Genomic DNA, 13,685 nt, shown 5'->3' with positions numbered 1-13,685 from the left:
TGGGCTTGGCGGCGCAACGAAAATCAAGCCCGGGGCAAGCGCATTCCCTGCACACTCAGACAATCGCGCTGGTTGCGCGCCAGCATTTCCACCGTCAGTTGGTAAGCCTGGTCCGCCGCGTCCTTGAGCAATTGCCAATCCTCCAGACTGATCAATTCATGCAACACCAATTCATCCGCGCGCCGGATCAACGTGTCGTAATAATCTTCGGGAAAGTCCAGGCGATATGCATCGTCTTCCAGCAACAGCCGCCAGGCTTTCAATTCCATCTCAAGGTCGGTTTCACTCACGGGCGGGTGTCCTTCAAAAGTTCGAGCCAAGGGCTCCGCCCCGGAAAAAAACAGGGTGGAGCCCGCAGTGAAACAAGCCTCAACTCACTTGCGCGAGCAGGTCTTGCCTGATGAAGTCGCGCACCGTGGCCAGGTGCGTTTCCTCCTGCTCCAGGGCGTGGCCGAAGCGCTTGGCGATCAGCGGGTGACCGCCCTTCTTCGCCAGCTCGATCAGCAATTCCCAGGCAGCGTTGTCTTCCAGCTCGATGGTCAGGATCGCGCTCATCGACTGGGAAACGGTGGTGCGTGGGTCCGTCAGTACCTGCAGCACGCCCATCGCCTTGACTCCCGCCACGTCCGCGCATGGCGTCATCGCGGTTGGGTCGCCGCCAAGGGTTTCGATGGCTTCGCGCACGATGTTCATGTGTTCGAGCTCCTCGGCCTGGATCTGCCGCAAGGTCTCTACCAACGCCGGATCAGCCCCGGGCGCGGCTGTGGCCTTGGCGACCATCGCCTCATACAGGCGCACGCCGGTGCGCTCGAAGGCCAGGCGTTCGCCGAGCTTGTCCAGCAGCACTTCGGGCGCCTTGCCGATGGTTTTGTCCAGTGCGGTCTTGACCACGCCTTTGACCGAACCCGGTGCCGGTACCGAGCCGATCAGGTCGGCCTCGCGAATGGCGCGCTCGCGTTCTGCCGTGTAGGCGCTCACGTCGCCCGGCACATCCGCCGGAAACAGGCGGGTGGCTTCCAGTTGGCGAGCGGTGTCTTCGGGAGACATCTGGACGCCGGTACGATTCATGCCGATGGTGACTTGGCGTTCGCTCATTGCTGTTCTCCCACTGGGTTGAGTTCGGTGCCGGGCTTGAAGGTGTAGCCGGCGGAGACGATGTTGGCAGGCACGCCTTCGCTGTTGAGCTGGGCGCGGTAGTCGAGGGAAGCGTGGCCTTCGCGTTCCTTGGGCACGTAGTCGATGCCGTGGGCTCGCAAATCCACTTCCCGGGACAGCGTCTCACGGACGAAATCACGCTGGCTCTTGAACTCGATCATGCGCGGCAACTGGCCGCTGAGCACCTCTGCGGGGTCGCGTCGCTCGTACTTCTTGAACAATTCGCAAGCCAGGTTCAAGTGCCCCAGCTCGTAGTCGACGAAGCGTTCCCACATCGCCTTGATCCGTGGATTTTCTTCCTGCTCGGCGCAACTGGCGTAGGTGTAGACCTCCATCGCTTCATGCACCAGCCACTTCTCCATGAAGGTTTCGCTGGGGTCCTGCAACGAGCCATATTGGGTGACATGCTGCTCTTCCACCGAGGCGATTTCGGCATACAACGCGCGCGCCACCGGGTCGGCAAACAGCGGACCGATGTTCATGTAGTAATCGTGGGTCTGGTATTCCGCACCGGTGATCAACGCTGCATGGATCTTGGTGATCAGCGCGGCGTTCTCCTTCTTGTAGTTGTCGCGCAGGTCATCGCCGGGGGCACGGTGGTGCTCGCTAGTGGGCCGGCCGGGCACGATGTCCGTGTAGCCTTGCAAGATGTTGTTGGCGTCTTTGCCTTCCAATCGATCAAGCATGGCCGAGTAACGATAGAGGTGGTCGAAATCTTCCAGCAGGCCAAAACGGTAGGTCTGCGCCTGATAAGGGTCGGGCTCGTTCTGGGCGACGGCGGCAGTCACTTCGATCGCGACCTGTTCGTAGGCCACGGTGGTTTCAAGCGGCGAATGATCAGCCGACAGCAGCCAGTTTATCGCGGTCATCTGATGCTGCTCGGCGCGCCTTACCTGGGCCAAGGGCAGTTGCAATTCCTTGTGGAAACGCGCGCCGAAATGCTTGAGGCGCAGCGCGTCGGATTCGACGCCGTTCATCAGGATCACCCGCACTCGGGTGAACGCATCGTCATCCAGTTTGCTGATGGGTTTGCCGGCCAGGTCACGCCAGGTAAACGTCTGCTTGTCCAGCGGCGTCCCTTTGTTATCCAGCAGGTTGTCGATTTTGGTCATGGGTCATTTCTCCTTCATCAGAGGCCTCGCGATACGCCGTCGATGCAACAGCAGCGGGGACAAAACGAACGACCTTGGGAAATTGCGCGGCTCTCCGTGCAGACGATGAGCGGTCGTATAAGTGGATGAAATGCCGCTTGATTTTCCGCTCATCCGGTGACGATAAGGATTTTCGAACCAAGCTTTGGCGCGCCGGCTCGGAGCTACATAACACCGCCGCAACCGACTGAAGACGACTCGTTTTTTGCGGCTTCAACGGCGGGTTGTAGTCAATATCTGCCTGGAGTTTTCGCGATGTGTGAATGTTTCGTTCAGCCCGTTTCTTCCAAGGATTCCCTGGCGTTTTTTGCCCAGCGCGACCCCTTCGGTGCCAACCCATCAAGCTTGTCCGCCGACAGCCTTCACGCTGCGGCGGAGCCCTCGCTGCATGAGCGACAAAGCGTGATCAAGCCGAACATGCAGGTCAGCGCCATACGCAACCGTGGCGGGCGCCTGGAGTGCATCAAGGTGCGCTGGGGGTGGTCGCCCGTGTGGTCGATGGGCACGATGCCGCCGCTGACCCACCTGCCCTTGCACCTGGTGATGCGCTCCAAGGTGTTCGACCGGATCAAGCGCGACGGTCGCGTCCTGGTGGCGGTGGATGGCTGGTACGAAGCCGCCGCGGAGACTGGCGCGCACGCCCAGTCCAAGCGCCTGAGCTATACGACGTCGCGGCAATCCTCACCGATCTTCCTCGCCGCCCTGGCCCAGGCCAGTGAAACGCCCAACGGCTGTGACGGGCTGGCCCTGGTGACCTACGGCGATATGGTCAATCAACAGCAGCGCCTGCTGGCCTTCACCGGCGAGAACGCCCTCGAATGGTTGCGCCCGGAGCTGGATTGGGAACAGGCCCGCGACATGGCCGCCCACGTAGCGGTCGCCGAACCGCAACTGGAGCACGTGCTGACCGCCAAGCGAATGGTCCAGGGCCGACGGTGACGGCGGCCTCGAACCGGAGGAAGTGGCTGACAGCCCGAAGATCGGCGTTAAACTGGCAGGCCAGTCGTTTTGACGCGACTGGCCTCCTTTCTTTTCGAGCACGAGACTTCCATGGCGAACCAAGACATCACGTTCACCCCCGACCCGGACGCAGACTCCATCTCCTCCGACGTCGCCGGTTTCGGCGGCTTGCTGGTTTCCACCCAGATCCCGACCCGCGCGGACGGCAGCCTGGAGCTGGGCGACATCACGGCGCAGAGCGAATGCACGTTGCAGGCGCTCAAGACCGCCCTCGAACGCGCCGGCAGCTCCATGGACCGCGTGTTGCACTTGACCATCTACCTGACCGACATGGCCGATCGCGCGGCTTTCAATGAAGTCTACAAACGCTTCTTCGCCAAGCCCTGGCCGGTGCGCGCCGCGGTGGGCGTGGCGGCGCTGGCGGTGGAAGGCATGAAAGTGGAAGTGACGGCGATGGCGGCGAAGGGCTGAGCGCACGGTCTTACGAATCAGCCTCGTGGCGAGGGAGCTTGCTCCCGCTGGCCTGCGCAGCAGGCCCAAGCTTTTTTGCCAGGGCAGAAATTTTTGGGGCGGCTTCGCCACCCAGCGGGAGCAAGCTCCCTCGCCACGGGGTTGTTAAAGCTGGGCATCCAGCAACTGATCGAGCTGAGCGGGCTGCTGGCGAACCGCGCTCTGGATAACGTCGAGGCCCGCTAGCCGCCGTTGCACAGCTCCCTGTGGCGAGGGAGCTTGCTCCCGCTGGCCTGCGCAGCAGGCCCAAGCTTTTTGCCAAGACAGAAATTTTTGGGGCGGCTTCGCCACCCAGCGGGAGCAAGCTCCCTCGCCACGGGGTTGTTAAAGCTGGGCATCCAGCAACTGATCGAGCTGAGCGGGCTGCTGGCGAACCGCGCGCTGGATAACGTCGAGGCCCGCTAGCCGCCGTTGCACAGCTCCCTGTGGCGAGGGAGCTTGCTTCCGCTGGCCTGCGCAGCAGGCCCAAGCTTTTTGCCAAGACAGAAATTTTTGGGGCGGCTTCGCCACCCAGCGGGAGCAAGCTCCCTCGCCACGGGGTTGTTAAAGCTGGGCATCCAGCAACTGATCGAGCTGAGCGGGCTGCTGGCGAACCGCGCGCTGGATAACGTCGAGGCCCGCTAGCCGCCGTTGCACAGCTCCCTGTGGCGAGGGAGCTTGCTCCCGCTGGCCTGCGCAGCAGGCCCAAGCTTTTTGCCAAGGCAGAAATTTTGGGGCGGCTTCGCCACCCAGCGGGAGCAAGCTCCCTCGCCACGGGGGGTTGGCAGGCAATCGCTTACCAAATCCCCGCCTATACTTCTCTGCCAATCCCCCCGGGGCCTGCACTTCCAACAATAAAAAGCAGAGGTGGAACATGGTCTGGCAACAAGTCTACGATCCCTTCGGTAATGCGGTGCTCTCGACGCTCCTGGCGGCGGTTCCGGTGGTGGTGATGCTGGCGGCCCTGGCGTTCTTTCATGTCAAGGCGCACCTGGCGGCGTTGTACGCCCTGGCCTCGGCGTTGCTCATCGCGATTTTCGCCTTCGGCATGCCCGCCGACATGGCCGGTTCGGCGGCCCTTTATGGTGCGGCCAACGGCCTGCTGCCCATCGGCTGGATCGTGCTCAACATCATCTTCCTGCACCGGCTGACCACCGAGAACGGTTCGTTCAAGGTCCTGCAGGATTCCCTGGCGCGCATCACTGACGATCGGCGTCTGCAATTGCTGCTGATTGCCTTCTGTTTCGGTGCCTTCTTCGAGGGCGCGGCGGGCTTCGGCACGCCAGTGGCGGTGACCGGGGCGATCCTGATCGGGCTGGGCTTTTCGCCCCTTGCCGCCTCGGGCCTGGCGCTAATCGCCAATACCGCGCCAGTGGCGTTCGGCGCGCTGGGTACGCCGATCATCACGCTCGCCAAGGTCACCGGGCTGGATGAAATGGAGCTGTCGATGATGGTCGGCCGGCAGTTGCCGTTTTTCTCGGTGATCGTACCGTTCTGGCTGATCTGGGCGTTCGCCGGTTGGCGCAAGATGCTCGAAGTCTGGCCGGCGATCCTGGTGGCCGGCGTCAGCTTCGCCATCCCGCAGTTCCTGGTATCGAACTACCACGGCCCGATGCTGGTGGACGTGATTGCCGCGCTGATTTCCATGGCCTGCCTGACCGGTTTCCTCAAGGTCTGGAAACCGGCCACGGTGCATACCTCGGCGGCGTTGTCAGGCCGGCACGATGATTCGAAGATCGACCCCAGCGAGCAACAGACGCCGGTGGCCAGCGGCGCCTTCGCCAGCGACAACCGCCCCGCCGTGCTGCGGGCGTGGATGCCGTGGATCATCCTCACGGTCTTCGTGTTTGCCTGGGGCACCCAGGGCTTCAAGAATCTGTTCGACACCCGCCCGGCCCTCGACCCGCAGACCCAATCGGCCAGGCTCGATCCCCAGGGCAAGCCAATGCGCGAGGCGAATCCGATCTTCTCGCCGCTGCTGACCTTCGGCACCATCCACCAGCAAATCGAAAAGGTCCCGCCGGTGGTGCCCCAGCCGAAAACCGAGGAAGCGGTCTACAAATTCAACTGGTTCACCGCCACCGGCAGCGGCATCTTCCTGGCGGCCATTCTCGGCGGCTTGCTGATGGGCTATTCGATCCCGCAACTGGCGCGCCAATACCTGCGAACGCTGTGGGTGGTGCGCTATTCGCTGATCACCATTGTCGCCATGTTGGCGTTGGGCTTTCTTACGCGCTATTCGGGCCTGGACGCGACCATGGGCCTGGCGTTTGCCGCGACGGGCATCTTCTACCCGATGTTCGGCACGCTGCTGGGCTGGCTCGGCGTGGCGCTGACCGGTTCGGACACGGCGTCAAACGTGCTGTTCGGCGGTTTGCAACGGGTCACGGCAGAGCAGTTGGGAATCAGCCCGGTGTTGATGGCCGCCGCTAACAGTTCCGGCGGGGTGATGGGCAAGATGGTCGACGCCCAATCGATCGTGGTCGCCTCCACCGCGACCCGCTGGTACGGCCACGAAGGGGAAATCCTGCGCTACGTGTTTTTCCACTCGGTGGTGCTGGCGATTCTGGTGGGCGGGCTGGTGACGTTGCAGGCGTATGTCGAGCCGTTCAGTCACATGGTGGTGGGAGGAAAGTAACCTGGAAATAAACCAGCTTTTGTGGCGAGGGAGCTTGCTCCCTCGCCACGGGCGGACTTACCTGGTCGGGCTTACTGAACGTTCTTCAGCTTGACCACATCACCGGACACCGAAGTGGTGTAGCCGGTCAGGACCCAGGCCCAGAACCAGTTTTCCTGGACTTGGGTGTTGATCATGGCGTCGCCGCCCTTGGCCTTGATCGCGGCGGTCTGGGCGCGCACGAAACGGTTGTTCTGGCGGATCGGGATCACGCCGAACAGCAGCAGGCCGGTGGCCTTGGCTTCACTGTGGCCAACCACGGTGTATTGGCTGCTGTCGTATTGCTGGGTTTTCATCGGGGTGCCGGTGCAACCCGCCAGGACCAGGCCGAACAGTGCGCAGGCGACAACTTTGCTGAATTGTTTCATTTGATGCTCCATGGGAAAACGCCCGGGATCCGTCTCCCGGGCGGCGCGTACTCTAACCGATCAGCAACAAAAAGACACAACGTCATCTCTCCCCAATTACGGGCCCGAGAGGCTCATCGCAGAGCCATCCGTCAGTTGGGCCTCCAGCGAAACAGACTCCCGTCGATAGCATGAAAACTACGCCACGGAAGGCAATTCATTGTCTTGACGACCGCCAGATACGGCCGGTCCCGTTGGAGGATTTCATCATGATTGACGTGACTGTCTGGAGCGTTACCCTGCCGGTGCAAACACCCGCGCAGGTCGTGGCGACCAAAGCCATGCCGAGTCTGAACAACAAGTATTTCGACAATAACGGCCAGAGGATCATCTTCTGGGCGCCTGTCACCGGCTCCCATACCGGTAACAGCGACTACCCGCGTTCCGAACTGCGGGAAACCAGCAAAGACGGGAAACATCGCAACTGGCGCTACAACAGCGGCACCAACACTCTCAAGGGGGAATTGTCGGTGAACCAGGTGCCTTCGGAAGGCCGTGTGGTGGTGGCGCAGATTCACGCCAAGGAGGCGCCGACGCCGTTGTTGAAACTGGTTTATCGCTATGAAAAGGGCGTCGGCAATATCGACGTGGAATACCGCTTCAAGCCCAAGGACAAAAAAAGCCCGGTGATCATGACCGTGCCCAAGGTGCCGTTGAACAAATCGTTTTCGTACACGCTGCAAATGGACAAGCAAGGCCAACTGTCGGTAATGATCGGCAACAATGGCACCCAGGTGAAACTGGACAAGTCCTGGCAAGGCTACGATTTCTACTTCAAGGCCGGCGTCTACACCTTGGATAACAAGGGCAGCACCAGTGAAGGCGGAAAAGTGACCTACACCAAACTGAGCGCCAGCCACAAGTGACTGGCGTTTTTTCCCCACTCAAGCCTTGGACGGCGCCACGACCGCTTGCCGGCCGCTGAAGGTCAGCAGGAAGCAGACAAATACCACCAGGGCAAAACCGGCCGGGAACAGCCAGATGCTTTTCCAGTCGTGGCCGCCTTCCACCACAAAGTGATCGGTCACCTGCCCCGCCACCCAGAAACCGATCAACATGCCTACTCCGTACGTCGCCAAGGTGATCAGCCCCTGGGCCGAGCTGCGCAGGTGCGCGGGCGCCTTGGCGTCCGTGTAGATCTGCCCCGAGACAAAAAAGAAGTCGTAGCAGATGCCGTGCAGCGCAATGCCGGTGAACAGCATGAACGCCAGCCCGCCGTTGTCGCCGTAGGCGAACAGCACGTAGCGCAACGCCCACGCCAGCATGCCCACCAACAGCGCCAGCTTGATACCGAAGCGCTGGATGAACAGCGGCAACAGCAGCATGAACAGCACTTCGGACACCTGCCCGATAGCCATTTTCGCCGTCGGGTTGGTCATGCCGGTTTCCGCCAGGAACGGGTTGGCGTTCTGGTAGTAGAACGCCAACGGGATGCAGATCAGGATCGAGGCGATGAAAAACACCAGGTAGCTGCGGTCCTTGAGCAGGCCTAACGCGTCGAGCCCCAGCGACTGCTTGACGGCGCCAGCGCTCGCCTGCGCCTTGAGCGGCGCGGTGCCCGGCAGCGTGAAGCTGTAGAGCCCGAGGAGCAGCGAGGCGATGGCCGCCATCAGGAACGTATTGCGCAGGCCGCCCGCCGAGATCGCCTCGCGTGAGTCCCAGGCGAAGACAAAACTGATCACCACGCCGGCGACGATCCAGCCGACCGTACCCCAGACGCGGATACGCGAGAACTCCAGCGCCGGATCGCGCATCTGCCGGAATGCCACGGAATTGACCAGGGCCAGGGTCGGCATGTAGATCACCATGTAGGCCAGCACGTACGGATAGAACGCGTTGAAGTCTGCCGCTGAATACAACTGATACAACAACACCGCGCCCACCAGGTGCAGCACCGCCAGGATGCGCTCGGCGTTGAAGTAGCGGTCGGCGATCAGGCCGATGACGAACGGCGCAATGATCGCGCCCCAGGACTGGGTGGCGAAGGCCATGCCGATCTGCCCGCCGCTGGCACTCAGCGTAGTCGACAGGAACGTGCCAAGGGTGACGAACCAGCCGCCCCAGATAAAGAATTGCAGGAACATCATCACGCTCAGGCGTGCATTCATCGTGGTCATGGTAGTCACCGTTTTATTGTTGTTCTTGTTGAAACAAAGCCGTGCCCTGCTTTTATGGCCCTGCCCTTGTGGCGAGGGAGCTTGCTCCCGCTCGGCTGCGCAGCAGTCGTAAAACCAGGCGACGCGGTCCGGCTGGAACAATGTCAGGGGCGGCTTCGCCACCCAGCGGGAGCAAGCTCCCTCGCCACGGGGTCATTGCTCCGGAGGCAACCCCAGCAACCGCCGATTGGACGCTTCATCCGCCGTGACACCGGCAAAATCATCGAACGCCTTGGCGGTCTTGCTGATCATGTGCCGCTGGATAAACGCCGCGCCTTCGGCCGCGCCCTGCTGCGAATCCTTCAGGCAGCATTCCCATTCCAGCACCGCCCAGCCGTCGAAGCCGTACTGGGTCAGCTTGCTGAAGATCGCCTTGAAATCGATCTGCCCATCGCCCAAAGACCGGAACCGGCCGGGGCGATCAACCCAACCCTGGTAGCCGCCATAAACCCCGGAACGGGCATCGGGGCGAAATTCGGCGTCCTTGACGTGGAACATGCGGATGCGGTCGTGGTAGCGATCGATGAAGCCCAGGTAGTCCATCTGTTGCAGCAACAGGTGGCTGGGGTCGTAGAGGATCGCCGCCCGCGGATGGTGATCGACGGCTTCGAGGAAACGCTCGAACGAGGCACCGTCGTGCAGGTCTTCGCCGGGGTGGATCTCGTAGCACAGGTCGACGCCGGCCGCATCGAAACAGTCGAGGATCGGCAACCAGCGCCGGGCCAGTTCGGCGAACCCTTGCTCGACCAGGCCGGACGGACGTTGCGGCCACGGGTACATATAAGGCCACAGCAACGCACCGGAAAACGTCGCGTGGGCCTTGAGGCCCAGGCGCTGGCTGGCACGGGCGGCGAGTTTCAGTTGCTCGATGGCCCACGCGGTGCGCGCCTCGGGCTGGCCGCGCAGGTGGGCCGGGGCGAAGTCGTCGAACAGCGCGTCGAATGCCGGGTGCACCGCCACCAACTGCCCTTGCAGGTGCGTCGACAACTCGCTGATCTCGACGCCGGCCGATGCGCAGACGGCCTTGAGCTCATCGCAATAATCCTGGCTCTCGGCGGCCCGGGCCAGGTCGATGTAGCGCGTGCCGAGGGTCGGCAGTTGAATCGCCTTGTAGCCCTGCGACGCGGCCCATCGAGCAATGTCGGCCAGGGTGTCGAACGGCGCTTCATCGGACATGAACTGCGCCAGGAAAATCGCTGGCCCGCGCAGGCCGCTCGGTGTTTCGTCGGGGGTGCTCACAACTGCGATTCTCCGGTTTTCAGCGTGGTCCATTTCGCCTCGCCACGGTGATTGAGGATGGCGGCCTCAATGAACGCCATACCGCGCAAGCCGATTTCGATGCCGGGTACGCCAGGCACATCGGGGCCTTCGACGCGTTCGCGAATGGCCCGGGCGAAATCGCCGTAGAGGTTGGCCATCGCTTCCAGATAACCCTCGGGATGCCCGGCGGGCAGACGCATGCGGCGCGTCGCGTCCTCGCACAACCACGGCTGGCCAACCCCGCTACGCAGGATGCTCAGGGGTTGATCGAAGGCGCGATGGATCAGGCTCGACGGCTCTTCCTGGCGCCACTCCAGGGCGCCTTTGTCGCCGTAGACGCGGATCTTCAGCGGGTTCTCTTCGCCGGTGCAGACCTGGCTGGCCAACAACACGCCGGTGGCGCCGCGTTGCATCTGGAACAACATCGCCACGTCGTCGTCCAGTTGCCGACCGGCGACATGCGTGCCCAGCGTGGCGCAAAGCTGTTGGATCGGTTGGTCGGCGACGAACTCCGCCAAGGAAAAAGCATGGGTGCCAATGTCACCAATGCAGCCGCCCAGCCCGGACTGTGCCGGATCGTCGCGCCATTCGGCCTGTTTGTTGCCTTGCGCGGCGACGTCCTGGCTGAGCCAGCCCTGAGGGTATTCGACGAACACTTTGCGCACCTGGCCAATCACGCCCGAACGCACCATTTCCCGGGCCTGCCAGACCATCGGGTAGCCCAGGTAGGTGTGGGCCAGGCCGTAGAGACAGCGGCTGCCCTGCAGCACGTCCCTGAGCGCGAGCAACTCCTTGAGGTTCAGTGCCGCGGGCTTCTCGCTGAACACATGGAAACCCGCCTCCAATGCCTGGCGGGCAATGGGCGCGTGGAGATGGTTGGGCGTGACGATCACCAGCAGTTCCATGCGCTGGTCCAGCGGCAGCAGCGCCTCGGCGTCGAGCATCTGCTGCCAGTCGTGATAACAGCGGGACGCGGCCAGCCCCAGGGCTTCTCCGGTCTGCCGGTTATTCTGCGGGTCGCGGCTGAACGCGCCGCACACCAACTCGAAACCACCGTCCAGGCCCGCGGCCTGACGATGGGCCTGGCCGATGAACGCGCCCTCCCCACCGCCGACGAAGCCCATTCTTATTTTTGGTGCTACAGGTTTCATCGCGATTCTCTTTTGTCCGGACTGATGATGTAACCGGTTACATCATGAGCGGAAATCTAGGCCTGGTTTAGCTTCGTGTCAAACCCTGGAAGATGCCGATGAGCATTTGTCAGGCTTCGAACCTGCGGTAAGCTCGCGGCCATGCCTGTGTCTCCAGGCGCCGAATCGAGGTGATTTTGTCGAATATCCGTGAAGTGGCCCGGCTGGCCGGTGTTTCCGTGGCCACGGTGTCGAGGACGCTGAAGTCGCCTGAACGCGTGCTGCCGGAAACCCGCGACAAGGTCAACGCCGCGGTGGCACAGGCCGGTTATCGACCGAACCTGATGGCGGTGCAGTTCCGTTCCCGCCGTACCGGCAACCTGGTGATCCTGGTGCCGGCGATCGCCAATACCTTTTTCGCCCGGGTCATCAGCGGTGCCCAACAGGCGGCGCAAGCGGCCGGCTATCGACTGCTGCTGTGCGATACCCAGGGCCGCGAAGCCATCGAGCAGGAATTCGCCGCGCTGGTCTACGCCCACCAGGCCGACGGGGTGATTCAACTGCGCGCCAGCGACCCCTTTGTCGCACTGCCGCCCGGCGCCGACGCGTTGCCGCTGGTCAATGCCTGCGAAGTGGTCAAGGACGCGCCCTACCCGACCATCAGCCTGGACAACCGCAGCGCCGCCCGCGCCATGACCGAGCACCTTATCGGCCTCGGCCACCGACGCATCGGCATCATCAAGGGCCCTCGCAGCAGCCCGTTGACCCTCGATCGCGTGGCCGGCTACCAGGACGCCTTGCAAGACGCCGGCATCGCCATCGTCCCGGAACTGATCTGCCACGGCGATTTCACCCTCAAGGCCGGCTACGACGGTGCCGACGCCATGCTCGCCCTGGCCGAGCGTCCCAGCGCGCTGTTCTGCGAGAACGATGAGATGGCCATCGGCGCGCTCAAGCGCATCAAGCAGATGGGCCTGCGGGTGCCCGAGGACATCTCCCTGGTGGGTTTTGATGACATCCCGTTTGCCGCCTATTGCGATCCGCCGCTGACCACCATTTCCCAGCCAGCTGAAACCTTTGGTCACAAAGCCGTAGAAATGCTCATCGCCTTGATCGAGAAAAGATCCATCGCCCAGCGGCACGTGCTCCTGCCGTTCGAGCTGACCGTACGCGGCAGCAGCGCAGCGCCAGGCTCCAGCATGGCCTGATCAGGCCCATCGGAGTTGTCGACTCGCCATCAGGCCCGTTTCGACTACAGTGGAAAGACTCTGCAAAAGCCATAACAAGACGGAGAGTCGCCATGCCAATCAGCAAACGCTTCATTTCCCTGGCCGCCGCCGCAGCCGTGATGGTCACGACCACCGCCTATGCTGCGCCAGCGTACATCAACATTCTGACCGGAGGCACCAGCGGGGTGTATTACCCGATTGGCGTCGGGCTCTCGCAGATCTACAGCAGTGGCATCAAGGATTCCAAGACGTCGGTCCAGGCCACCAAGGCTTCGGTGGAAAACCTGAACCTGCTGCAAGCCGGACGCGGGGAGCTGGCGTTTGCCTTGGGCGATTCGGTGGCGGACGCCAAGAATGGGGTGGAAGACGCCGGCTTCAAGGCGCCCTTGACCAAGCTGCGGGCCATCGCTGGCGCCTACCCCAACTACATACAAATCGTCGCCAGCCAGGAATCGGGCATCAAGACCCTGGCCGATCTCAAGGGCAAGACCGTTTCGGTCGGCGCAGCGAAATCCGGCACCGAGCTCAACGCCCGGGCAATCTTCAAGGCCGCGGGCCTGACCTACAGCGATATGAAGGTGCAATACCTGCCATTCGCCGAGTCGGTGGATCTGATCAAGAACCGCCAGTTGGATGCCACGCTGCAATCTTCCGGCCTGGGCATGGCCGCGATTCGTGACCTGGCGTCGACCATGCCATTGAACTACGTATCGATTCCCACCGATGTCGTGGCAAAAATCGGTAACCCGGCCTATTTGAGCGCGCAAATCCCGGCCAACACGTACGACGGACAAACTGACGCCGTGCCCACCGTCGCCATCACCAATATCCTGGTGACCCGCGAGGATGTGCCGGACGAAGTGGCCTATCAGATGACCAAGCTGCTCTTCGACAACCTCAATCGCCTGGGCACGTCCCATTCGGCGGCGAAAGATATTTCCCTGAAAAACGCCGCGAAGAACCTGCCGATAGCCCTGCACCCTGGCGCCGAACGCTACTACAAGGAAGTGGGCGCGCTGTAGACCCCTGGGGCGGCAACGGCGTAAACCGCCGTTGCCGTGTCGTGTTTCG

The 13,685-nt window shown here is 62.4% G+C and carries 13 protein-coding genes and 2 pseudogenes; 8 read left to right on the top strand and 7 right to left on the bottom strand.

Features of this window, described 5'->3' with window-relative positions:
* Nucleotides 1–23: 23 nt before the first annotated feature.
* The 3 genes from M1E16_RS10045 to M1E16_RS10035 all read right to left on the bottom strand — a co-directional run bounded on the left by M1E16_RS10045 (nucleotide 24) and on the right by M1E16_RS10035 (nucleotide 2,267).
* Nucleotides 24–290 carry a hypothetical protein gene (locus tag M1E16_RS10045; protein WP_434624625.1) on the bottom strand — a complete coding sequence of 89 codons (267 nt, stop codon included), beginning with the start codon at nucleotides 288–290 and terminating at the stop codon, nucleotides 24–26.
* Nucleotides 291–369: 79 nt separating this feature from the next.
* On the bottom strand, nucleotides 370–1,095 hold the full coding sequence (locus M1E16_RS10040; protein WP_434624627.1) for a ferritin-like domain-containing protein: 726 nt from the start codon (nucleotides 1,093–1,095) through the stop codon (nucleotides 370–372).
* Nucleotides 1,092–2,267 (bottom strand): hypothetical protein, encoded by a 1,176-nt coding sequence (locus M1E16_RS10035; protein ID WP_434603800.1) that lies wholly within the window; start codon nucleotides 2,265–2,267, stop codon nucleotides 1,092–1,094. Before M1E16_RS10035 ends, M1E16_RS10040 begins: the two co-directional genes overlap by 4 nt.
* A 294-nt stretch (nucleotides 2,268–2,561) precedes the next feature.
* On the opposite strand from M1E16_RS10035, the gene M1E16_RS10030 reads away from it, so the two are divergent.
* The 5 genes and pseudogenes from M1E16_RS10030 to M1E16_RS10010 all read left to right on the top strand — a co-directional run bounded on the left by M1E16_RS10030 (nucleotide 2,562) and on the right by M1E16_RS10010 (nucleotide 6,393).
* Nucleotides 2,562–3,245: an SOS response-associated peptidase family protein gene (locus M1E16_RS10030; RefSeq protein ID WP_458129780.1), complete on the top strand. Its 684-nt coding sequence runs from the start codon at nucleotides 2,562–2,564 to the stop codon at nucleotides 3,243–3,245.
* A gap of 111 nt (nucleotides 3,246–3,356) precedes the next feature.
* A complete protein-coding gene (locus M1E16_RS10025) occupies nucleotides 3,357–3,737 on the top strand; it encodes a RidA family protein (RefSeq protein WP_458129779.1) in 381 nt (126 codons plus the stop codon).
* A 150-nt stretch (nucleotides 3,738–3,887) separates the two neighbouring features.
* A pseudogene (locus M1E16_RS10020) lies at nucleotides 3,888–3,962 on the top strand (DUF6124 family protein); the annotation flags it as partial.
* 144 nt (nucleotides 3,963–4,106) lie between these two features.
* Nucleotides 4,107–4,181, top strand: a pseudogene (locus tag M1E16_RS10015) (DUF6124 family protein); the annotation flags it as partial.
* 448 nt (nucleotides 4,182–4,629) lie between these two features.
* Nucleotides 4,630–6,393, top strand: a complete 1,764-nt coding sequence (locus M1E16_RS10010) for an L-lactate permease (RefSeq protein WP_434624635.1) — start codon at nucleotides 4,630–4,632, stop codon at nucleotides 6,391–6,393.
* 71 nt (nucleotides 6,394–6,464) lie between these two features.
* Here M1E16_RS10010 and M1E16_RS10005 read toward each other — a convergent pair whose 3' ends face one another.
* Nucleotides 6,465–6,800 carry a hypothetical protein gene (locus M1E16_RS10005; RefSeq protein WP_434568981.1) on the bottom strand — a complete coding sequence of 112 codons (336 nt, stop codon included), beginning with the start codon at nucleotides 6,798–6,800 and terminating at the stop codon, nucleotides 6,465–6,467.
* 248 nt (nucleotides 6,801–7,048) lie between these two features.
* Between M1E16_RS10005 and M1E16_RS10000 the strand changes: the two genes are divergently transcribed.
* Nucleotides 7,049–7,705: a polysaccharide lyase family 7 protein gene (locus M1E16_RS10000; protein WP_434603791.1), complete on the top strand. Its 657-nt coding sequence runs from the start codon at nucleotides 7,049–7,051 to the stop codon at nucleotides 7,703–7,705.
* An 18-nt stretch (nucleotides 7,706–7,723) separates the two neighbouring features.
* Here M1E16_RS10000 and M1E16_RS09995 read toward each other — a convergent pair whose 3' ends face one another.
* From M1E16_RS09995 to M1E16_RS09985, 3 genes are all read right to left on the bottom strand, one after another.
* Complete coding sequence (locus tag M1E16_RS09995) at nucleotides 7,724–8,956, bottom strand: nucleoside permease (protein ID WP_434624639.1); 1,233 nt, start codon at nucleotides 8,954–8,956, stop codon at nucleotides 7,724–7,726.
* Between the two features lie 192 nt (nucleotides 8,957–9,148).
* The gene (locus tag M1E16_RS09990; protein WP_458130301.1) at nucleotides 9,149–10,171 is read right to left on the bottom strand and encodes a sugar phosphate isomerase/epimerase family protein; all 1,023 of its coding nucleotides are present in this window, start codon (nucleotides 10,169–10,171) and stop codon (nucleotides 9,149–9,151) included.
* A gap of 59 nt (nucleotides 10,172–10,230) precedes the next feature.
* Nucleotides 10,231–11,406 carry a Gfo/Idh/MocA family protein gene (locus tag M1E16_RS09985; RefSeq protein ID WP_458129778.1) on the bottom strand — a complete coding sequence of 392 codons (1,176 nt, stop codon included), beginning with the start codon at nucleotides 11,404–11,406 and terminating at the stop codon, nucleotides 10,231–10,233.
* Nucleotides 11,407–11,582: 176 nt separating this feature from the next.
* Between M1E16_RS09985 and M1E16_RS09980 the strand changes: the two genes are divergently transcribed.
* Together M1E16_RS09980 and M1E16_RS09975 are read left to right on the top strand one after the other, a co-directional pair.
* The gene (locus tag M1E16_RS09980) at nucleotides 11,583–12,593 is read left to right on the top strand and encodes a LacI family DNA-binding transcriptional regulator (protein ID WP_458129777.1); all 1,011 of its coding nucleotides are present in this window, start codon (nucleotides 11,583–11,585) and stop codon (nucleotides 12,591–12,593) included.
* 92 nt (nucleotides 12,594–12,685) lie between these two features.
* The gene (locus tag M1E16_RS09975) at nucleotides 12,686–13,636 is read left to right on the top strand and encodes a TAXI family TRAP transporter solute-binding subunit (RefSeq protein ID WP_434568986.1); all 951 of its coding nucleotides are present in this window, start codon (nucleotides 12,686–12,688) and stop codon (nucleotides 13,634–13,636) included.
* Nucleotides 13,637–13,685: the final 49 nt, after the last annotated feature.

Source organism: Pseudomonas sp. Z2-11, from assembly GCF_054161305.1.
Note: the sequence above shows the minus strand (reverse complement) of the source record. Positions and strands in the feature narration are given on the sequence as shown.

What these genes read in the sequence shown, in the direction of transcription:
- M1E16_RS10040 (WP_434624627.1), bottom strand. Translation starts at nt 1,095, where the DNA reads ATGAGCGAACGCCAAGTCACCATCGGCATGAATCGTACCGGCGTCCAG.
- M1E16_RS10035 (WP_434603800.1), bottom strand. Translation starts at nt 2,267, where the DNA reads ATGACCAAAATCGACAACCTGCTGGATAACAAAGGGACGCCGCTGGAC.
- M1E16_RS10030 (WP_458129780.1), top strand. Translation starts at nt 2,562, where the DNA reads ATGTGTGAATGTTTCGTTCAGCCCGTTTCTTCCAAGGATTCCCTGGCG.
- M1E16_RS10025 (WP_458129779.1), top strand. Translation starts at nt 3,357, where the DNA reads ATGGCGAACCAAGACATCACGTTCACCCCCGACCCGGACGCAGACTCC.
- M1E16_RS10010 (WP_434624635.1), top strand. Translation starts at nt 4,630, where the DNA reads ATGGTCTGGCAACAAGTCTACGATCCCTTCGGTAATGCGGTGCTCTCG.
- M1E16_RS10005 (WP_434568981.1), bottom strand. Translation starts at nt 6,800, where the DNA reads ATGAAACAATTCAGCAAAGTTGTCGCCTGCGCACTGTTCGGCCTGGTC.
- M1E16_RS10000 (WP_434603791.1), top strand. Translation starts at nt 7,049, where the DNA reads ATGATTGACGTGACTGTCTGGAGCGTTACCCTGCCGGTGCAAACACCC.
- M1E16_RS09995 (WP_434624639.1), bottom strand. Translation starts at nt 8,956, where the DNA reads ATGACCACGATGAATGCACGCCTGAGCGTGATGATGTTCCTGCAATTC.
- M1E16_RS09990 (WP_458130301.1), bottom strand. Translation starts at nt 10,171, where the DNA reads ATGTCCGATGAAGCGCCGTTCGACACCCTGGCCGACATTGCTCGATGG.
- M1E16_RS09985 (WP_458129778.1), bottom strand. Translation starts at nt 11,406, where the DNA reads ATGAAACCTGTAGCACCAAAAATAAGAATGGGCTTCGTCGGCGGTGGG.
- M1E16_RS09975 (WP_434568986.1), top strand. Translation starts at nt 12,686, where the DNA reads ATGCCAATCAGCAAACGCTTCATTTCCCTGGCCGCCGCCGCAGCCGTG.